General features: G+C 63.7%; 16 protein-coding genes. 9 read left to right on the forward strand and 7 right to left on the reverse strand.

Annotated elements, in window-relative coordinates; translation table 11 throughout:
• Nucleotide 1 precedes the first annotated feature (1 nt).
• From ACVIYL_RS41685 to ACVIYL_RS41700, 4 genes are all read left to right on the forward strand, one after another.
• Complete coding sequence (locus ACVIYL_RS41685; RefSeq protein ID WP_018270387.1) at nucleotides 2-928, forward strand: ABC transporter permease; 927 nt, start codon at nucleotides 2-4, stop codon at nucleotides 926-928.
• 19 nt (nucleotides 929-947) lie between these two features.
• Nucleotides 948-1631: a biuret amidohydrolase gene (gene biuH, locus ACVIYL_RS41690; protein ID WP_456781346.1), complete on the forward strand. Its 684-nt coding sequence runs from the start codon at nucleotides 948-950 to the stop codon at nucleotides 1629-1631.
• Nucleotides 1628-3160: an ABC transporter ATP-binding protein gene (locus ACVIYL_RS41695; RefSeq protein WP_456781347.1), complete on the forward strand. Its 1533-nt coding sequence runs from the start codon at nucleotides 1628-1630 to the stop codon at nucleotides 3158-3160. Before biuH ends, ACVIYL_RS41695 begins: the two co-directional genes overlap by 4 nt.
• A gap of 68 nt (nucleotides 3161-3228) precedes the next feature.
• A protein-coding gene (locus ACVIYL_RS41700; protein WP_092083899.1) for an IS5 family transposase occupies nucleotides 3229-3992 on the forward strand; the annotation gives its coding sequence in 2 pieces (ribosomal slippage) (nucleotides 3229-3564 and nucleotides 3567-3992; 762 coding nt in all).
• A 53-nt stretch (nucleotides 3993-4045) separates the two neighbouring features.
• On the opposite strand, the gene ACVIYL_RS41705 is transcribed toward ACVIYL_RS41700, so the two are convergent.
• The 4 genes from ACVIYL_RS41705 to ACVIYL_RS41720 all read right to left on the reverse strand — a co-directional run bounded on the left by ACVIYL_RS41705 (nucleotide 4046) and on the right by ACVIYL_RS41720 (nucleotide 8120).
• A complete protein-coding gene (locus tag ACVIYL_RS41705) occupies nucleotides 4046-5395 on the reverse strand; it encodes an IS701 family transposase (protein WP_225648232.1) in 1350 nt (449 codons plus the stop codon).
• 78 nt (nucleotides 5396-5473) lie between these two features.
• A complete protein-coding gene (locus tag ACVIYL_RS41710; protein ID WP_456781348.1) occupies nucleotides 5474-6625 on the reverse strand; it encodes a mechanosensitive ion channel family protein in 1152 nt (383 codons plus the stop codon).
• A 141-nt stretch (nucleotides 6626-6766) separates the two neighbouring features.
• On the reverse strand, nucleotides 6767-7705 hold the full coding sequence (gene puuE, locus ACVIYL_RS41715; RefSeq protein ID WP_456781349.1) for an allantoinase PuuE: 939 nt from the start codon (nucleotides 7703-7705) through the stop codon (nucleotides 6767-6769).
• Between the two features lies 1 nt (nucleotide 7706).
• On the reverse strand, nucleotides 7707-8120 hold the full coding sequence (locus ACVIYL_RS41720) for a DUF3830 family protein (protein WP_016843084.1): 414 nt from the start codon (nucleotides 8118-8120) through the stop codon (nucleotides 7707-7709).
• Nucleotides 8121-8316: 196 nt separating this feature from the next.
• Here ACVIYL_RS41720 and ACVIYL_RS41725 point away from each other — a divergent pair, with 196 nt between their 5' ends.
• From ACVIYL_RS41725 to ACVIYL_RS41740, 4 genes are all read left to right on the forward strand, one after another.
• On the forward strand, nucleotides 8317-9051 hold the full coding sequence (locus tag ACVIYL_RS41725) for an SDR family NAD(P)-dependent oxidoreductase (RefSeq protein ID WP_456781350.1): 735 nt from the start codon (nucleotides 8317-8319) through the stop codon (nucleotides 9049-9051).
• A gap of 1127 nt (nucleotides 9052-10178) precedes the next feature.
• Nucleotides 10179-11027, forward strand: a complete 849-nt coding sequence (locus ACVIYL_RS41730; protein WP_057015250.1) for an Npun_R2479 family HD domain-containing metalloprotein — start codon at nucleotides 10179-10181, stop codon at nucleotides 11025-11027.
• 227 nt (nucleotides 11028-11254) lie between these two features.
• Nucleotides 11255-12256 carry a tryptophan--tRNA ligase gene (trpS, locus tag ACVIYL_RS41735; RefSeq protein WP_456781351.1) on the forward strand — a complete coding sequence of 334 codons (1002 nt, stop codon included), beginning with the start codon at nucleotides 11255-11257 and terminating at the stop codon, nucleotides 12254-12256.
• 83 nt (nucleotides 12257-12339) lie between these two features.
• The gene (locus ACVIYL_RS41740; RefSeq protein WP_456781352.1) at nucleotides 12340-12540 is read left to right on the forward strand and encodes a hypothetical protein; all 201 of its coding nucleotides are present in this window, start codon (nucleotides 12340-12342) and stop codon (nucleotides 12538-12540) included.
• Nucleotides 12541-12548: 8 nt separating this feature from the next.
• Here ACVIYL_RS41740 and ACVIYL_RS41745 read toward each other — a convergent pair whose 3' ends face one another.
• The 3 genes from ACVIYL_RS41745 to ACVIYL_RS41755 all read right to left on the reverse strand — a co-directional run bounded on the left by ACVIYL_RS41745 (nucleotide 12549) and on the right by ACVIYL_RS41755 (nucleotide 14809).
• On the reverse strand, nucleotides 12549-13418 hold the full coding sequence (locus ACVIYL_RS41745) for an aldose 1-epimerase family protein (RefSeq protein ID WP_456781353.1): 870 nt from the start codon (nucleotides 13416-13418) through the stop codon (nucleotides 12549-12551).
• Between the two features lie 111 nt (nucleotides 13419-13529).
• Nucleotides 13530-14297, reverse strand: a complete 768-nt coding sequence (locus tag ACVIYL_RS41750) for an enoyl-CoA hydratase-related protein (protein ID WP_456781354.1) — start codon at nucleotides 14295-14297, stop codon at nucleotides 13530-13532.
• An 86-nt stretch (nucleotides 14298-14383) separates the two neighbouring features.
• Nucleotides 14384-14809, reverse strand: coding sequence for a MarR family winged helix-turn-helix transcriptional regulator (locus ACVIYL_RS41755; RefSeq protein WP_456781355.1), 426 nt, complete (start codon nucleotides 14807-14809; stop codon nucleotides 14384-14386).
• Nucleotides 14810-15119: 310 nt separating this feature from the next.
• Between ACVIYL_RS41755 and ACVIYL_RS41760 the strand changes: the two genes are divergently transcribed.
• Nucleotides 15120-16019 carry a CHAD domain-containing protein gene (locus ACVIYL_RS41760; protein WP_456781356.1) on the forward strand — a complete coding sequence of 300 codons (900 nt, stop codon included), beginning with the start codon at nucleotides 15120-15122 and terminating at the stop codon, nucleotides 16017-16019.
• The last annotated feature ends 156 nt before the right edge of the window (nucleotides 16020-16175 follow it).

Below are 16175 nucleotides of genomic sequence, written 5' to 3' on the forward strand. Positions count from 1 at the left end.
CATGGCGGACGCATCGCTCGGGCTCTGGACCGTCCCGCTCGCCGTGTTCGGCGGCGCCATCCGCGTCTCGACGCCGTTCCTGTTCGTCAGCCTCGGCGAGTGCATCACCGAGCGAAGTGGCCGCATCAATCTCGGCCTCGAGGGCACGCTGGTGATGGGCGCGATGAGCGCCTACGGCATCTCCTATCTGTCGGGCTCGCCGTGGCTCGGGGTGCTCGCGGCCGGCATCACCGGCGCGTTGTTCGGCGCGCTGCATGCCGGCATCTGCTCGCTGCCGCGCGTCAACGACATCGCGGTCGGCATCGCGCTGATGCTGCTCGGCACCGGCCTCGCGTTCTTCCTCGGCAAGCCGCTGATCGAGCCGACGGCGGCCCGGCTGCCCGCGATCGATTTCGGCTGGTGGAGCGACATCCCGCAGGTCCGCGCGGCGCTGCGCATCAACGTGCTGTTCCTGATCGGCGTCGCGATCGCGCCGCTGCTCTATTGGGCCTTCAGGACCACGCGCTGGGGCCTCTTGATCCGCACCGCCGGCGAGAGCGCCGATGCGGCGCGCGCGATGGGCCATTCGGTGCTCTTGATCCGGTTGCGCGCCACCATGGTCGGCGGTTTCCTCGCCGGCATCGGCGGCTCGTTCCTGTCGCTGTTCTATCCCGGCAGCTGGAACGAGGGCCTTTCCTCGGGACAGGGCATCACCGCGGTGGCGCTGGTGATCTTCGCGCGCTGGGACCCGATGCTGTGCCTGTGGGCCTCGCTCGCCTTCGGCGGCGCGGCCGCACTCGGGCCCGCGCTGCAATCGGTCGGCATCACCTCCGGCTATCATTTGTTCAACGCCGCGCCGTACATCCTGACGCTCGCGATCATGATCATCACCTGCTCGCCGAAACGCACGCTGACCGGCGCGCCCGCCGAATTGTCCATCACCCGATAGCATCTCGCGAGATCATTCCATGCCCGAGCGCTTTATCAAGTCCGAGCCCTACGCCTGGCCCTATAATGGCGATCTGCGGCCGCAGAATACCGCGCTCATCATCATCGACATGCAGACCGATTTCTGCGGCGTCGGCGGCTATGTCGACAAGATGGGCTACGACCTCTCGCTGACGCGGGCGCCGATCGAGCCGATCAGGAAGCTGCTCGCGGTGATGCGCGCGCAGGGCTTTCACATCATCCATACGCGGGAGGGGCACCGGCCTGATCTGGCCGACCTGCCCGCCAACAAACGCTGGCGCTCGCGCCAGATCGGCGCCGGCATCGGCGATCCCGGCCCCTGCGGCCGCATCCTGGTGCGGGGCGAGCCCGGCTGGGAGATCATCCCGGATCTCGCGCCGCTGCCGGGCGAACCTGTTATCGACAAGCCCGGAAAAGGCTCGTTCTGCGCTACCGACCTCGAGCTGATGCTGCGGCTGCGCGGCATCGAGAACATCGTGCTGACCGGCATCACCACCGACGTCTGCGTCCACACCACCATGCGCGAGGCCAACGACCGCGGCTTCGAATGCGTGCTGGTCGAGGACTGCTGCGGCGCGACCGACCGGAGCAACCACGATCACGCGCTGAAGATGATCAAGATGCAGGGCGGCGTGTTCGGCGCGGTGACCAGATCCGCCGACCTGATCGGGGCGCTGTCGTGATCATCGGCGAGCCGCCCGCACCATCAGGCGCGTTCGGCGTCGACGCCATCGCCATGACGATGCGGTTCGGCGATTTTACAGCGCTCGACAATGTCGAGCTCAAGGTGCGTCCCGGCTCGTTCCACGCGCTGCTCGGCGAGAACGGCGCGGGCAAGAGCACGCTCGTGAAATGCATCATGGGCTATTACCACGCCACCGAAGGCGACATCCTCGTCGGCGGCCGCCAGCAGGCGATCGCCAATCCGAAGGACGCGCATGCGCTCGGGCTCGGCATGGTCTACCAGCACTTTACCTTGGTGCCGGCGATGACCGTTGCCGAGAATTTGGTATTGGCGCGCGATGACGTGCCTGCCGTGGTCGACTGGCGCAAGGAGAAGACGGAGCTCGAGGCCTTCCTGGCGCGGATGCCGTTCAAGGTGCCGCTCGACGCAAAGGTCTCGGATATCTCCGCCGGCGAGCGGCAGAAATGCGAGATCCTCAAGCAGCTGTATCTGAAGCGCCGCTTCCTGATCCTGGACGAGCCGACCTCGGTGCTAACGCCGGGCGAAGCCGACGAGGTGCTCGGCATGCTGCGCGGCATGGTGGTCGCGGGCGAGCTCACCATCCTGATGATCACGCACAAGTTCCGCGAGGTGATGGCCTTTGCCGACGAGGTGACCATCCTGCGCCGCGGCAAGCTCGCCGGCAGCGGCCGGGTCGCCGAGCTGACGCCGGACGAGATGGCCCGCACCATGATCGGCGCCGAGCAGCTGACGGTGCAGCCGCCGCGCACCGGCGAGACCGGAGCGGCCCGGCTCGAGCTCGACAAGCTCACCGCGCTTGACGATGCCGGCGCGATTGCCGTGCACGGCGTATCGCTGACCGTGAAAAGCGGCGAGATCGTCGGCATCGCCGGCGTCTCCGGCAACGGCCAGCGCCAGCTCGTGGAGGTCCTGGCCGGCCAGCGCGAGGCCGAGAGCGGCGTGATCCGCGTCCAGGGCGAGACCTATGCGGCGAGCCGCGCGGAGATGCGGCGCCACAGGATGTCGCTGTTGCCGGAAGAGCCGCTGAAGAACGCCTGCGTCGGCGGCATGAGCGTCGCCGACAACATCGCATTCCGCGAGTTCGATCGCGCCCCGTTCGCGCGCGGCGGCTGGTGGCTGAACCGTGCCGCCTTCCGCAACGACGCCGAGCGCAAGATCAACCGCTACAAGATCAAGACCCGCACGCCGGAGACGCCGATCGCGGCGCTGTCGGGCGGCAATGTGCAGCGCGCGGTGCTGGCGCGCGAGCTCTCGGGCGACGTCGAGGTGCTGATCGCCGCCAATCCCTGCTTCGGACTCGACTTCGCGGCGGTGGCGCAAATCCACGCCGAGATCATGGCCGCCCGCAATCGCGGCGCTGCGGTGCTGTTGGTCAGTGAGGATCTCGACGAGCTGCTGGAGCTGTCGGATCGACTGGTCGTGATGTTCCACGGCGCGTTCGTGCATGAGGCCCGCGCCAGCGAGGCCGACCTCACCGAGATCGGCCGGCACATGGCAGGGCACTAGGCGGTGTGGACTCTAAGGATTCCCTTTTAGGAGCAAATCAGATTCAAGGCTGCTTTTGGGAGGCAGTCTTGGGTGTGATGGATCGTCTGGTGTTGAGCGATGCGGCTTGGGAGCGGATGGCGCCGCTGATCATAGGCCGGCCTGACCAGAAGGGCTCGACCGGGCGCGACAATCGGATGTTCGTGGAAGGTGTGCTGTGGATCGTTCGCACGGGCTCTCCCTGGCGTGATCTTCCGGAAGCGTTCGGGGATTGGAACAGCGCGTTCCGGCGCTTCAGCCGATGGAGTGCCAAAGGCGTCTGGTGGCGGATCTTCGAGGCAATGTCCGACGATCCGGACTTCGAATATCTGATTGTCGATTCCACCATTGTTCGAGCCCATCAGCATGCTGCCGGGGCCAAAAAAGGGGGTCTGAAGATCAGGCGCTTGGCCGTTCGCGCGGCGGCCTGAGCACCAAGATACATATGGCCGTTCGCGGCTTGGGATGTCCGGTACGGTTCACGATCACCGCAGGCCAGAAGGGCGATGCACCGCAAGCCGCCACATTGATCGAGGGATTGCCTGCCGAGGTTTTCATGGCCGATACGGCTTATGACGCCGATCACCTGCGCCAGGACATTGCAGCCAAGGGCGCGCTCGCCGTCATCCCCAACAACCCGTCACGCGCGCTCAAGTATCCGCTCGACAAGCATCTCTATGCCCAGCGCCATCTCGTCGAATGCTGCTTCTCAAAGCTCAAGCAATTCCGCCGCGTCGCAACCCGCTTCGAAAAGACCGCCCGAAATTACCTTGCCGTCATCACTCTCGCAGCCATCGTCCTATGGCTGCGATAACTGTCCACACCGCCTAGCACTACTTTGGCAGATTGTGTTTTCGCCGCTGTTTTTCAGGGATTTCCTTTCGGCAATATGGGCACTGCTGAGGCGGCGGCCGAAGGATGAGATCGACGATGGCGTGACGTACGGCTGGCATGGTTGGCTGAGGCGGAGGCCCGTTGATTCTTTTTTTTCCGCCCCGCGTATGCGAGGCGACGATGTTGCAGGAAGGCGTAGGCAATCATTGTCATCAAGGCGTGGCGATGAAGACCTTGCCATGACCGCCCTTCGAAGTGATCAAGTCCAAGCTCCTCCTTCAGCTGTTGATGCGCCTGCTCACAAATCCACCGTGCCTTGATGGTGGCGGCCAGCGTGCGCAGATCCGTCGCCGCCGGAAGATTGGCGAGATAGTATTTCTTCTCCCCGGAGGCACGTTGCTCACCAATGAGCCAGGCTTCGTCGCCTGGGAGATGCTGCTGACCTTTATCCCATATTCGCTGCGGAGGGCCGTCGGCGGTGCGGACACGGAGAGCAGCAAATCGAGCTTTGAGCCGACCTTTCGTCCCGCTACGCCAACTCAGGGTTTTCCATTTGGCGCTGGCCAGCATTTGTTCGGCCGCAATCGATAAGATATCGGGCACGTGGTGCTTTCGTGGTTTGCCACGGACTTTGGTGATCGGCCAAATGAGCTTCACATCGACCGGATACACTTTCTGGTGCCGAGGGATACCGACAGCCCAGGTCAGCCCGCGCTCTGTTAGCCCTTGTCGAAACGGTGCGCTGAGGCCGTATCCTGCATCCGCCAGCACACATCCAAAGCGCATGTTGGCTGCCATCGCGCGGTCAATCTCGGCCAAAGCGATCTCCGGCTTGGACCGTGGCGTTCGGTGTTCGACTGGCACGCGAGCGCGCTTCAAACGAGACATGTCGCTTGTCCAGCTGTCAGGCAGAAAGAGACGTAACGCGACCATCACTGGCACTTCGCCGCGTGCAAGCGTTAAAGACACCAGCGTTTGGCAATTTGCGGTTTTACCGAGAGCCGACGCGTATTGAGCCGCAACACCGACCGATCGCTCACCCTTCTTGGGAAGTGAGGTGTCATCGATAACCAGCATCGCATCCCTGCCGCCGACAAGTCGGTCCGCCTGGTTGAGCAGCTCCGTCTCCAGCGGCGTCGCATCCCAGACACCGTCCGCAATGAAATGGTGCAACTGGTCGTAGTTGCTCGTGGCAAGGCGTTCCGCCATCGGCTGAACGCTCTTGCGATCGCCCGGACCGATCAATCCCGCAACATACAGAGGACACATCCGCTGCCGGGTCTTATGACCCAGCCGGTCCAAGAACGGCATTAGCCAGCGTTCGAGTTCGTCTTCCCATCTCGGCATGGTCAGCCCTCCAAGAGCCGACCACCCATGAATCATTGAAAAATTGATTCGGGAATCCTATAAAACGCGGCAAAATCAACAATCTGCCAAAGTAGTGCTAGAGCGGATCACGGATCAGCTGCGCGCCGGCGCCGCCGCGCGCTGCCGTGCCGGCGCTCCGCGCAGGAACGCCCGGCCGAAATCATCGACAGCAGGCGCCAGGATCGCCCGATCGCGCGGCAGCGCGTCTGGCATCTCGTCACGGATGAACGCCAGCAGCTTCTCGCGGATCTCGCAACGCAGGTCCCAGGATTGCGGTGCATTCCGTGCACTGATCAGCGCGCGCAGCTCGATGGTGCGCGGGTGGGTGTCGATCACCTGCAGATTGACCACCGCGCCGTCCCAGAGCCGCGACTCCTTCGCCGCCTGCTCCAGCCTTTTGCGGATCGCCGGCACGTCGGCGCTATAATCAACATGCAGCGCAATCGCACCGATCAGGGATTGCGCGTCGCGCGTCCAGTTCTGGAACGGGCGCTCGATGAAATAGGACAGCGGTACCACCATGCGCCGCCAGTCCCACAGCCGGATCACGACATAGGTTGAGGCGATATCCTCGACCCAGCCCCATTCGTTTTCGATGATGACCGCGTCCTCGATCCGGATCGGCTGGGTGACGGCGATCTGCACGCCGGCGATCAGATTGCTCAGCAACGGCCTTGCGGCAAGACCGACGATCAGGCCGGCGGCGCCGGCGGAGGCGAACAGGCTGACGCCGTATTGCCTGACCGAGTCGAACGTCATCAGCGCGGTGGAGACCGCGATGATGACGATCAGCGTGTCGGTGACCCGCTTGAAGACGCGCACCTGGGTGACTTGCTTGCGTGCCAGGAAATTCTCGGCAACGTCGAGGCGAAATTTATCGAGATATCTGGCCGACGCCATGTCGACGGCGCGGATCGAAATCCAGCCGATCAGCGCGATGACGGCGACGCCGAAGAAATGGCTGAGTGTCAGCCGCAGCAGATCGTTGAGCGGCGCCAATGGCAACACCAGCGCGAGGGCGGCAAGACACAGCGCCAGCCGTGACGGACCGGCCGTCCGGTCAAGCAGCATCGGCGCGACGGAATTCTTTGGTCCCACCATGCGATGGACGATGCGTTGCGCGATGGAGTGAACGACGAGCGCAACGGCGATCGCAGCCGTGATCAGGACGAGGCCGACCACCCAATCCGGAACCCAGCGAAATGTGTGTTCCAATCCGGTTACGATCTCCTGGACGTCTTGCATGAAACCCGCCTGCTCCCGCATTGCAGGCTGCTAACGCGTGGAATCCGGGATCGCTTCTGACGTCTGTGCAACGCAGCAATTCACCCGATGCAATTCGGATGCGCAGGATGTTGCGTCAATTCGGCTGGAGTGGCACCGGCGCTAGCCGATCTCAAACGCTTCCGCGGCGAGATGCTTCAGATTGGCGTGCCAATGCTCGGCGATCTGAAGCCGGGTCGGCACCCAGACGTGCTCGTGCTTCTGGATGTAGTCGAGAAAGCGCATCAGCGCGGCGGCGCGGCCGGGACGCCCGACGACGCGGCAATGCAGCCCGATCGACATCATCTTCGGTGAGGTCGCGCCCTCGGCATAGAGCACGTCAAAACTGTCCTTCAGGTAGGTGTAGAATTCCTCGCCGCCGCCGAAGCCCTGCGCGTTGATGAAGCGCATGTCGTTGGCATCGAGCGTATAGGGGATCACGAGATGCGGCTCGGTGCCGGTTGCCTTGATCCAGTACGGCAGATCGTCGGCATAGGAATCGCAGAGATAGCGCAGGCCGCCCGCCTCCATCAGAAGCCGCAGCGTGTTGATCGAGGAGCGGCCGGTGTACCAGCCGAGCGGCCGCGCCCCGGTCGCCTCGGCATGCACGGCAATGGCGCGGGCGATCTCCTCGCGCTCCTCGTCCTCCGACATGTCCTTGTGCTCGACCCAGCGCAGGCTGTGGCTTGCGATGTCCCAGCCCGCCTCCTGCATCGCGGCGACGACATCCGGGTTGCGCTTCAGCGCCATCGCGACGCCGAACACCGTGGCCGGCAGCTTCCGCTCGGTGAATATCCGCCACAGCCGCCAGAAGCCGGCGCGCGCGCCATATTCGAACATCGTCTCGATATTGGCGTGCCGCCGGCCGACCCAGGGCTGCGCGCCGAGCACGTCGGACAGAAACGCTTCCGAGGCGCGATCACCGTGCAGGATGTTGTTCTCCCCGCCCTCCTCGAAATTGACCACGAATTGCACGGCGATGCGCGCCGCGTCGGGCCATTTCGGATCGGGCGGATTGCGGCCGTAGCCGCGGAGATCGCGCGGATAGCGGGCCTCGGTCACATCAGATTTCCTCGAAGCGGATGTTCTGCGCGCCCTTCCACAACACGGTCTTGCCGAACGCGGTGAGGTTCTCCAGCCCCGAGGTCAGCGTGATGAAATGATTGCCGGCGAGCTGGCCCATCTTGCTGGCGAAATGCACGCCGCCATAGGCGAGCAGGATCTCGGTCTCGCTGATGCCGCCCGGATAGAGGATGATCTGGCCCGGCGCCGGATAGCTGGTGTGGTTCTCGTAGGACACGCCGAAGTCGAGATCGCCGAGCGGCATCCAGACGCCCTCGCCGCTCCAGCGCACGTGGATCGCCTGGCTCTCGAACGGCATCGCCTTGCGGAACGCGGCGACCGTCTTCGGCGCCAGCTGCTCCTCGAAACGGGCGTCAAAGGTGAACTCGCCGGCGCGGACAATCAGTTTGCTCATCGATCTCTCGTGGGTGGGCTAAGAAGTGATGTCCCAACCATTGCCGCCGGCCCGGGCCGGACGCAAGGCCGATTCCGGCCCCGGAAGCCGGTTTTTCGCCGCGCGGCGGCCTCCAACGCAGATTTGAGCAGAGTTGCATTGCGCCGCGCCTTCCCGTTTGCGAGCCTGCGAGCGTACCTCGAACAGGGTGACCTTGATGACAACAAGCAGTCTGCACGGACATGTGGCACTGGTGACCGGCGGATCGCGCGGCATCGGCGCGGCCATCGTCAAGATGCTGGCGGATGCCGGCGCCGCCCTCGCCATCAATTATCGCGAGCGCTCGGCCGAGGCGGAGACACTGGCAAAGGGCGTCATTGCCGCCGGCGGCCGCGCCGTCGCGATCGCCGCCGACGTCTCGGAAGCTGCCGCCGTCACCGCGCTGGTCGAGCGCGCCAAATCCGAGCTCGGCCCGGTCGACATCCTCGTCAACAATGCCGGGATCGCGATCGTCGGGGGTGTCGACGACCTCACCGAAGAGGATTTCGACCGCACCATCACGGTCAATCTCAAATCGGCGTTTCTCTGCACACAGGCGGTGCTGCCGATGATGCGCACCCGCAAATGGGGCCGCATCGTCAACATCTCCTCCGGCGCGGCGCGCGGCGCCGGCTCGATCGGGTCGCACTACAACGCATCCAAGGCGGCGATGGAGGGGATGACCCGCGGCTATGCCGCGCGCCTAGTCAAGGAGGGCATCACCGTCAACGCCGTCGCGCCGTCGCTGATCGAGACCGACATGATGAGGGGACAGAGCGAGCTGGTCAGCCGGATCCCGGTCGGCCGCTTCGGCACAGCGGAAGAGGTGGCGCAGGCCGTGATGCTGCTGGTCAACAATCCCTACATGACCGGACAGACCATCGCGATGAGCGGCGGCATGGCGTTCAACTAGGGCACGTACCCATAAACCCGGCAGCATCATGCGATGAAGCTTACGTCCGCGTTGTCCTTATAGCGGTCATTTGTGCAGCATCGGAACATGTCGCGATGGGCCATTTCCGGACTCTTGCATGGCAAGAGTCCCGCAAGATGACGGGCCAATTCAAATGTCCGCCCGGAGTGGTGCCTGCTACTTGCAACCGCGGCAAATCGTAAGCTTGCCCTTTAGTTTGTCATCGTCCCCGGGATCGACCGATTGCTGCCGAGAGACACGATCCGCTTCTTGATCGAGCTTGGGCTGCTTTGCCCGGTGTGACCTGACGGGTCGCGTCGTCCGGCTTGACGTGTCGTCGTCGATGCCGACGCTAAAACCATCGTAATCGGGGACCGGTCCAGCCGACGGCGGCGACCTGTCGATCACCTGTGCTGGCGAAGCGCTGCCTGACTCTACCGGCGTGTGTTCGACAGTGGCAGATCGTGGGGCAGTGGAGCGTGGCAAAGACTCTTTGGCGGCTCGGGGCAGTACCGAACTCTTAGCGGTCGCCGTCGGCGGCAAGACGCTGTTGGTTTTGGCCGGAGATGCCGATCCCTCATCCGACGGCGGCGGCGCAAGCGAAAGCGGAGGGGAAAGCGAGGTCTGACATCTCGCGCTGTCTTGTGACCAAACTCCCGCCGTCAATAAGCCAAAGGCAAGCAGCGTTGCGTTCTTCATTACTCGTCCTGCAAATCACCTGGAATGAAAGCATTGATTGCGTGACTCCTATCGCCACGCTTCGACAAGAATTTCCACATCTGACATGGCGATCAAAAATTGACGGAAGTTGGTAGCCATGGGCGGATACATGCGCGCTTCGGTCCACCCTCGTTACTGGCCCCACTGCCCGCTTCGGGTCCAATCGCGACCGTTTGGCCCCGGTCTCGGTAAGATCCGGTATGCACCTCACAGCGGACCGTTTGGCGGTCGGGTGCATTGATCGCGATGGGCCATCAGCGGTGGTTCAGCCTTACCTCATCCCGGGTAGCCCCCAAACCAGGGCTCGACAGGCCTCCGGGCCACCAGGCTCCGGCCCAATTCGCGGGACCAACAACCCGGTGACGAAATACCCAAACCGGCATAGCATCCGCACATTGGAGGCGATCATGTTCAACCCAACTCAAATTGTCATCCAAGCGTTTGTCGATCAACTCAAGGGTACATACGGCCAAATCTACGGAATCCTCGAGCCCGCCTATCCGGACATCATCGGTTTCGTTGGGCGCCTCGCGTTGGAGAATATTGCCAATAGCGATGCGGCCTACCACGACATGAACCACACCATCATGGTGACGTTGGTGGGACAGAACATTTTACTCGGGAAGCATACGAGCGAAGGCGGCGTCAGGCCGCGCGACTGGCTCCATTTCATGATTTCGCTCTTATGCCACGACATCGGCTATGTACGCGGTGTATGTCGAGGCGACCGGGACGGACTTTATGTTTGTAACGAAAACGGTGATCGCGTCCGGATATCTGCTGGTGCCACGGACGCATCCTTGACCCCCTATCATGTGACACGATCCAAGCTCTTCGTCCGCGAGCGTTTCGGCAAGGTGAGCTTGACCTCCATCGACACAAAGGAAATCGAGGCGAACATCGAGCACACGCGCTTTCCGGTCCCGGGGGAAGAGGAGCATACCAGTACGGCGGATTATCCCGGCCTGCTTCGTGCCGCGGATTTGATCGGCCAGTTGGCCGACATTGACTATTTGCGGAAGACGTCAGCCTTGTTTGCCGAATTTCAGGAGACTGGCGCAAGCGAGAAACTCGGATATCAGACTCCCGATGATCTACGCGCAGCGTACCCTGCTTTCTTCTGGAAGGCCGTCTGCCCCTATATCGGCGACGCACTTCGATATCTGCGGGTCACGCAGGAAGGTAAGCAATGGATCGCCAACCTTTATGCGCACGTGTTCTCGGAGGAGCACAGGGGAGCGATTACTCGAGCATAGCCGGGTGGAAGAATAACTGGCTATGCCGTCTTGACCGGCTCGTTCGACTGCCTTACGCCTCACGCCATGAACCGCTCGATCCTGATCGCCAATCTCTGGTGGCTCGCCGACTGACAGGCGGGCCGAACGCGTTCATGCATTTCGGGGCCGCCGCATTGGGCGGCCTTTTTCTTTCACCTCATCCAGCCCGCATGCGGTGTCCCCATTCAAACGAATGGAGATAAGCCGTGACCAAACCGATCATCCTCACCGGCGACCGCACCACCGGGCCGCTGCATCTCGGCCATTACGTCGGCTCGCTCAGAAGCCGTCTCGCGTTTCAGGACAGCCATGAGCAATACCTGCTGCTCGCCGACATGCAGGCGCTGACCGACAACGCGCACGACATCGGCAAGGTCCGCGGCAACGTCATCGAGGTCGCACTGGATTATCTCGCCGTCGGAATCGATCCCGAACGAACCTCGATCTGCCTGCAGTCGCAGCTTCCGGCGCTCGCGGAATTGTCGATGCTCTATCTCAACCTTGTCACCGTCGCGCGGCTGGAGCGCAATCCCACCATCAAGGACGAGATCCGCGCCCGCGGATTCGGACGCGACATCCCGGCGGGCTTCCTGTGCTACCCGGTGGCGCAGGCCGCCGACATCACCGCGTTTCGGGCCACCGTCGTGCCGGTCGGCGAGGACCAGGCTCCCCTGATCGAGCAGACCAACGAGATCATCAGGCGCGTCAACGCGCTCGCCGGCCGTGCGCTCCTGCAGGAGGCAGTGGCCGTCATACCACGCGCGGGACGGCTGCCGGGCGTCGACGGACGCGCGAAGATGAGCAAATCCGCTGGCAATGCGATTGCGCTCTCGGCCTCGCCCGGTGACATCACGGCCGCGGTGCGCGCGATGTTCACCGATCCCGATCATCTGCGCGTCGGCGACCCCGGCAAGGTCGAGGGCAATGTCGTCTTCGGCTATCTCGACGCGTTCGACGACGATCACCACGCCGTCGAGGAATTGAAGGCACGCTATCGGCGCGGCGGTCTCGGCGACGCAGCCGTCAAGCGGCGGCTGGAGGACATCCTGCAAGCCCTGATCGCACCGATCCGGACCCGGCGCGCCGAACTGGCAGGCGATCGCGACCATGTCGCTGACGTGATCAGGCGCGGAACCTCGAAAGCCCGGGAGATCACCGAGCGCACCAAGCGCGATGTGATGGCGGGACTCGGCGTGTTCCAGCTCTGAATGCGCCGTCATCAAACCATGGCAGGAACTGTGCTTGCCTGTAACAGTTGTCCGCTTGGCGAAAACCGGATTTGGAGCCTGCCGTGATCGATCCGAAAACGCTTCTCGAACGCGCCGCGCAATTGACCGATCAGGCCAAAAGCGAGGAAGAAGCCAGCATCCGCGAGCGGCTGCTGCGCATGGCCGAGCATTACCGCGACCTGGCCGCGCATGAGGCCTGGGCGAACGAGAACCCGCCATCGGTCGGCGCGATCACCAGTGCGCTCAGCCCCCGCGCACATTGACCTGTTCGTCAGCTCACGCGAATGCGATAGCCCAGTGACTGCCGCGCACCCGGCGCGATGTGCATGAGGCCGGGCTTGCCTGTGAACTCGCCGTCGAATTCGACAGGGCTGGCGAAACCGTGCCACGGCTCGATGCAGAGGAACGCCGCGCCACCGACCTTCGACCAGATGCCAAGTTCGCGAAAGCCGCGCCAGGACAGCTCGATCGCGGGTCCCTGCGCAGCAGCAAAGCGAACCGACGCGCTCGCAACCTGATCGAGGATCATGGCGTCGTCGTCGAACAATTGCTCGGACAACGCCAGCACCCTGCCCCTGATCGAACTTGGCTCGGATCGCTGCCGCATCAGTCCCTCCGTCAGCCGCCGGATCGGCGCCGGCTCATCCTTCGCGAAGGTCAGCGCGTACGCCTCCTTTGCCAATCCCGGAAGCAGCGGCCAGTTGAAGGCGGGATGACCGCCGAGCGAGGCCGGCAGCGTCTCGGCGCCGGTGTTGACGATGTCGAAGGCGACGTCGAGATCGGCGCCATCAACGGTATAGGTGACCTCGAGCCTGAACGCGAAGGGATAGCGCGCACGCGTCTCCGCATCGTCGGTGAGCGCGAGCTTGCAGGATCGGGGCCCCTGCGCCACCCAGGCAAAGCGGCGGTCGCGCGCAAAGCCGTGCTGCGTCATCGGATAGGTCTTGCCGTTGTGGCGCAGCGTATCGTTCTTCAAGCGGCCGACGATCGGGAACAGGATGGGCGCATGGCGCGGCCATTGCGGGCCGGCCTGCCACAACAGTTCGGTCCCGTCGGCATTTCTGAGCGACGACAATTCGGCGCCCTGCGCCGAAATGGTCGCGGCGATTCCTTCGCCGCGCAGCGTGTGACTGTCGCTCATGCCTCGCCTCGCCGGGTTGCGCTATGCCCCGACAGGAGATGTTCGAAGCCGGCGAGGCCGTCAACCCCAAAGCAATAGCGCCGCCCACGCGTGGCGGCCCACGCTCCGGGCCTAACCGGTAATCTTGGAGAAATCGGGCTGGCGACGCTCGGCAAAGGCGGCAAAGGCCTCGCGCGCTTCCGCACTCATCAGCCGTTCCTGGAAGATCTCGCCCTCGCGCGCCATTTGCGCGCTGATCCTGGCGGGGTCGCGCATCAGCGCCTTGGTGTGCTGGAGCGAGCCGAACGGCCGCTTCGCCAGCGCGTCCGCCGCCGCGCGTGCCTTGGCGCGCAGCTCCGCGAGCGGCACGACCGCGTTGGCGAGGCCGATCGAGACCGCGGTCTCCGCCTCGACCGGTTCGCCGAGCGCGAACATCGCATAGGCCCGCGCATAGCCGATGCGCTGCGGCAGCAGATAGGTCGAAGCCGCCTCCGGCACCAGCGCCAGATTGACGAACGGCGTGATCAGCCGCGCAGTCGGTGCGAGGTAGACGAGGTCGCAATGCAGCAGCATAGTGGTGCCGATGCCGACCGCATTGCCCTGCACGGCGGCAACCAGCGGCCGCGTCGCCTTGGCAAGTCCGGCGAGGAAGCGCGTCACGTGGCGCTCGCCCTGCACGCCGCGCGACACCGCCGCGAAGTCGGCGAGATCGTTGCCGCCGGTAAAGCTGTCGCCGTCGCCCTGCAACAGCACGGCGCGGATCGCGGAATCGCCCTCCGTGCGCTCGAGCGCATCGGCCATCGCGCCATACATCGCGTTGGTGATCGCATTCTTCTTGTCCGGGCGCGCCATCGTCACGGTGAGGACACCGCCGTCCAGCGCTACGACCACTTCACTCATGCTTCACTCCTGTTGCTCGCTTCCTGCTTGACGCGTCTTCTTCACGCGAACCGGTAGCCACTTCGCTTGAAAACGCTCTAGCTGTCTTAGTCCTTCGGAAACTTGTCTTGCAGGCTGGTCAGCCAGCGCGACACCACGTCGATCTCCGCGTCCGAGAACCCGTCCATCAGACGGTTATTGATCGCCCTGGTCCGCGTTGCGGCGCGCTTGCCGAACTCCTGCCCCGCCGCGGTCAGGTGGAGCCGCTGGCTGCGGCCGTCCTCGCCATCGCGGCGGCGCTTCACGAGGCCTGCACGTTCCATCCGGTCGGCGAGCCCGCTCATCGCCGACGGCACGATCTCGAGCGCCTGCGAGACGTCGCCGATCAGCGCGCCGTCATTGCGCCCGAGAAAGAACAGCACGCCTGCCTGGGCCGACGTCAGATCGTGCGTGGCCGTCTCCTGCTCGATCGCGCGTTGCAACCGGCGATAGGCCACGGTCAGAAGAAAGATCAGCCGGTGTTCCGCTTTCATGCCGTGCGTTATATATTTCGCACGCGAAATATCAAGATACTTCGTGCACGAAATATCTGGTGCTGCGGCGAAGTCCGCTGGCTGGTTTTGCGGCGTGCTCGAAACCATGGTGTTCCCTCAAAAGCCCGGCCTGCATATCGACTGGAATGAGCTCCCGCCAACGGGTTGATTGCGACATTTTGATCCTGTCGCTGGATCGTCGCACTGCGGCCCAGCAGAAAATCCTTGATCGACATCGATCAAACGGGAAATCTTCCCACCCGGGAGCCGCCCGGTTGCGTTGCGGCACCGGCGGGGTCACGAGAGTGTCATGACGTTAGCGGCAAGTCCGGCCAAGGAGCGTGTTGTCCGCCCAAAGCGGCCGCGCCATCTAAGCGAAGCCATGCGCTGTGAGACCGCGTTTCGCCTGATCCTGTCCGAATGCCTCGAGGAAGTCGCCACCAATCACGAGGCCATGAGTTCCGGCGATTCCGCCGCGCTGCACCAGACCCGTATCGCGCTGACGCGGCTGAAGGCGGCGATCGCTTTCTATGGGCCGATGGTGGCGGACACCGAATGGACGCGACTGAAATCCGAGTTGAGATGGCTGAGCGCCCATCTCGGCGCCACGCGCGACCTCGACGTCGCGATCGAGAACAGCAAGGGCCTGCCTGAAGAAGGCATGCTCCAGACGGCGCGAACCGACGCGTTCGAGGCGCTCAAGGAGGCGTTGCAAAGCGATCGATACTGGCGATGGTTCGACGGCATGTGGGACTGGGTCGGCAGCGGACCCTGGACCACGCGGCAGGACCCCCGCGCCGCGCAACGGCGAGCCGTGCCGGTCGCGGTGTTTCACGCGCGGCGGCTGGCGCGATGGCATGGCAAGCTGTGCCAGAAGAGCCGCGGGCTGCAAGGCATGGGCAAGAACAAGCGCCACCGCGTCCGTCTCGCCAGCAAGCGGCTGCGTTACGCGATCGAGTTCTCGGAGGGCGGCTTGCCCCCCGACGAATACGCGTCATGGCGGATCATCCTGAAGCATCTGCGCAAGGGACAGCAATTGCTCGGCGAATTGAACGATGACGAGGTGCGTCGCGGGCTGCTCGAGAGCGTCGATGCACCCGCGCAACGCGCCCACGAGCGCAAGGCCAAGCACCAGCGCGTGCACGAACGGAAGCGCAAGAGCCGGCTGCTGCGCCACGCCGCGGCGGTCTATCGAAAAATCTCCGATTGAACGCGCATCAGCGCAACTCCGTCGGCGTGCGGATACCGCTCGCGTTGAGGACCGCGCCTAGGGATGATGTATAAAACATCATTTATTGCTCTTGTGCCATCATTACTTGATGTGCATAAATGACATTCAAACAGACGCGACTCTCAAATCGACGGC

Source organism: Bradyrhizobium sp. USDA 3315, assembly GCF_054056795.1.

What these genes read in the sequence shown, in the direction of transcription:
- ACVIYL_RS41710 (WP_456781348.1), bottom strand. Translation starts at nt 6,625, where the DNA reads ATGCAAGACGTCCAGGAGATCGTAACCGGATTGGAACACACATTTCGC.
- ACVIYL_RS41720 (WP_016843084.1), bottom strand. Translation starts at nt 8,120, where the DNA reads ATGAGCAAACTGATTGTCCGCGCCGGCGAGTTCACCTTTGACGCCCGT.
- ACVIYL_RS41725 (WP_456781350.1), top strand. Translation starts at nt 8,317, where the DNA reads ATGACAACAAGCAGTCTGCACGGACATGTGGCACTGGTGACCGGCGGA.
- ACVIYL_RS41760 (WP_456781356.1), top strand. Translation starts at nt 15,120, where the DNA reads ATGACGTTAGCGGCAAGTCCGGCCAAGGAGCGTGTTGTCCGCCCAAAG.
- biuH (WP_456781346.1), top strand. Translation starts at nt 948, where the DNA reads ATGCCCGAGCGCTTTATCAAGTCCGAGCCCTACGCCTGGCCCTATAAT.
- ACVIYL_RS41750 (WP_456781354.1), bottom strand. Translation starts at nt 14,297, where the DNA reads ATGAGTGAAGTGGTCGTAGCGCTGGACGGCGGTGTCCTCACCGTGACG.
- ACVIYL_RS41730 (WP_057015250.1), top strand. Translation starts at nt 10,179, where the DNA reads ATGTTCAACCCAACTCAAATTGTCATCCAAGCGTTTGTCGATCAACTC.
- ACVIYL_RS41705 (WP_225648232.1), bottom strand. Translation starts at nt 5,395, where the DNA reads ATGATTCATGGGTGGTCGGCTCTTGGAGGGCTGACCATGCCGAGATGG.
- ACVIYL_RS41685 (WP_018270387.1), top strand. Translation starts at nt 2, where the DNA reads ATGGCGGACGCATCGCTCGGGCTCTGGACCGTCCCGCTCGCCGTGTTC.
- ACVIYL_RS41755 (WP_456781355.1), bottom strand. Translation starts at nt 14,809, where the DNA reads ATGAAAGCGGAACACCGGCTGATCTTTCTTCTGACCGTGGCCTATCGC.
- ACVIYL_RS41745 (WP_456781353.1), bottom strand. Translation starts at nt 13,418, where the DNA reads ATGAGCGACAGTCACACGCTGCGCGGCGAAGGAATCGCCGCGACCATT.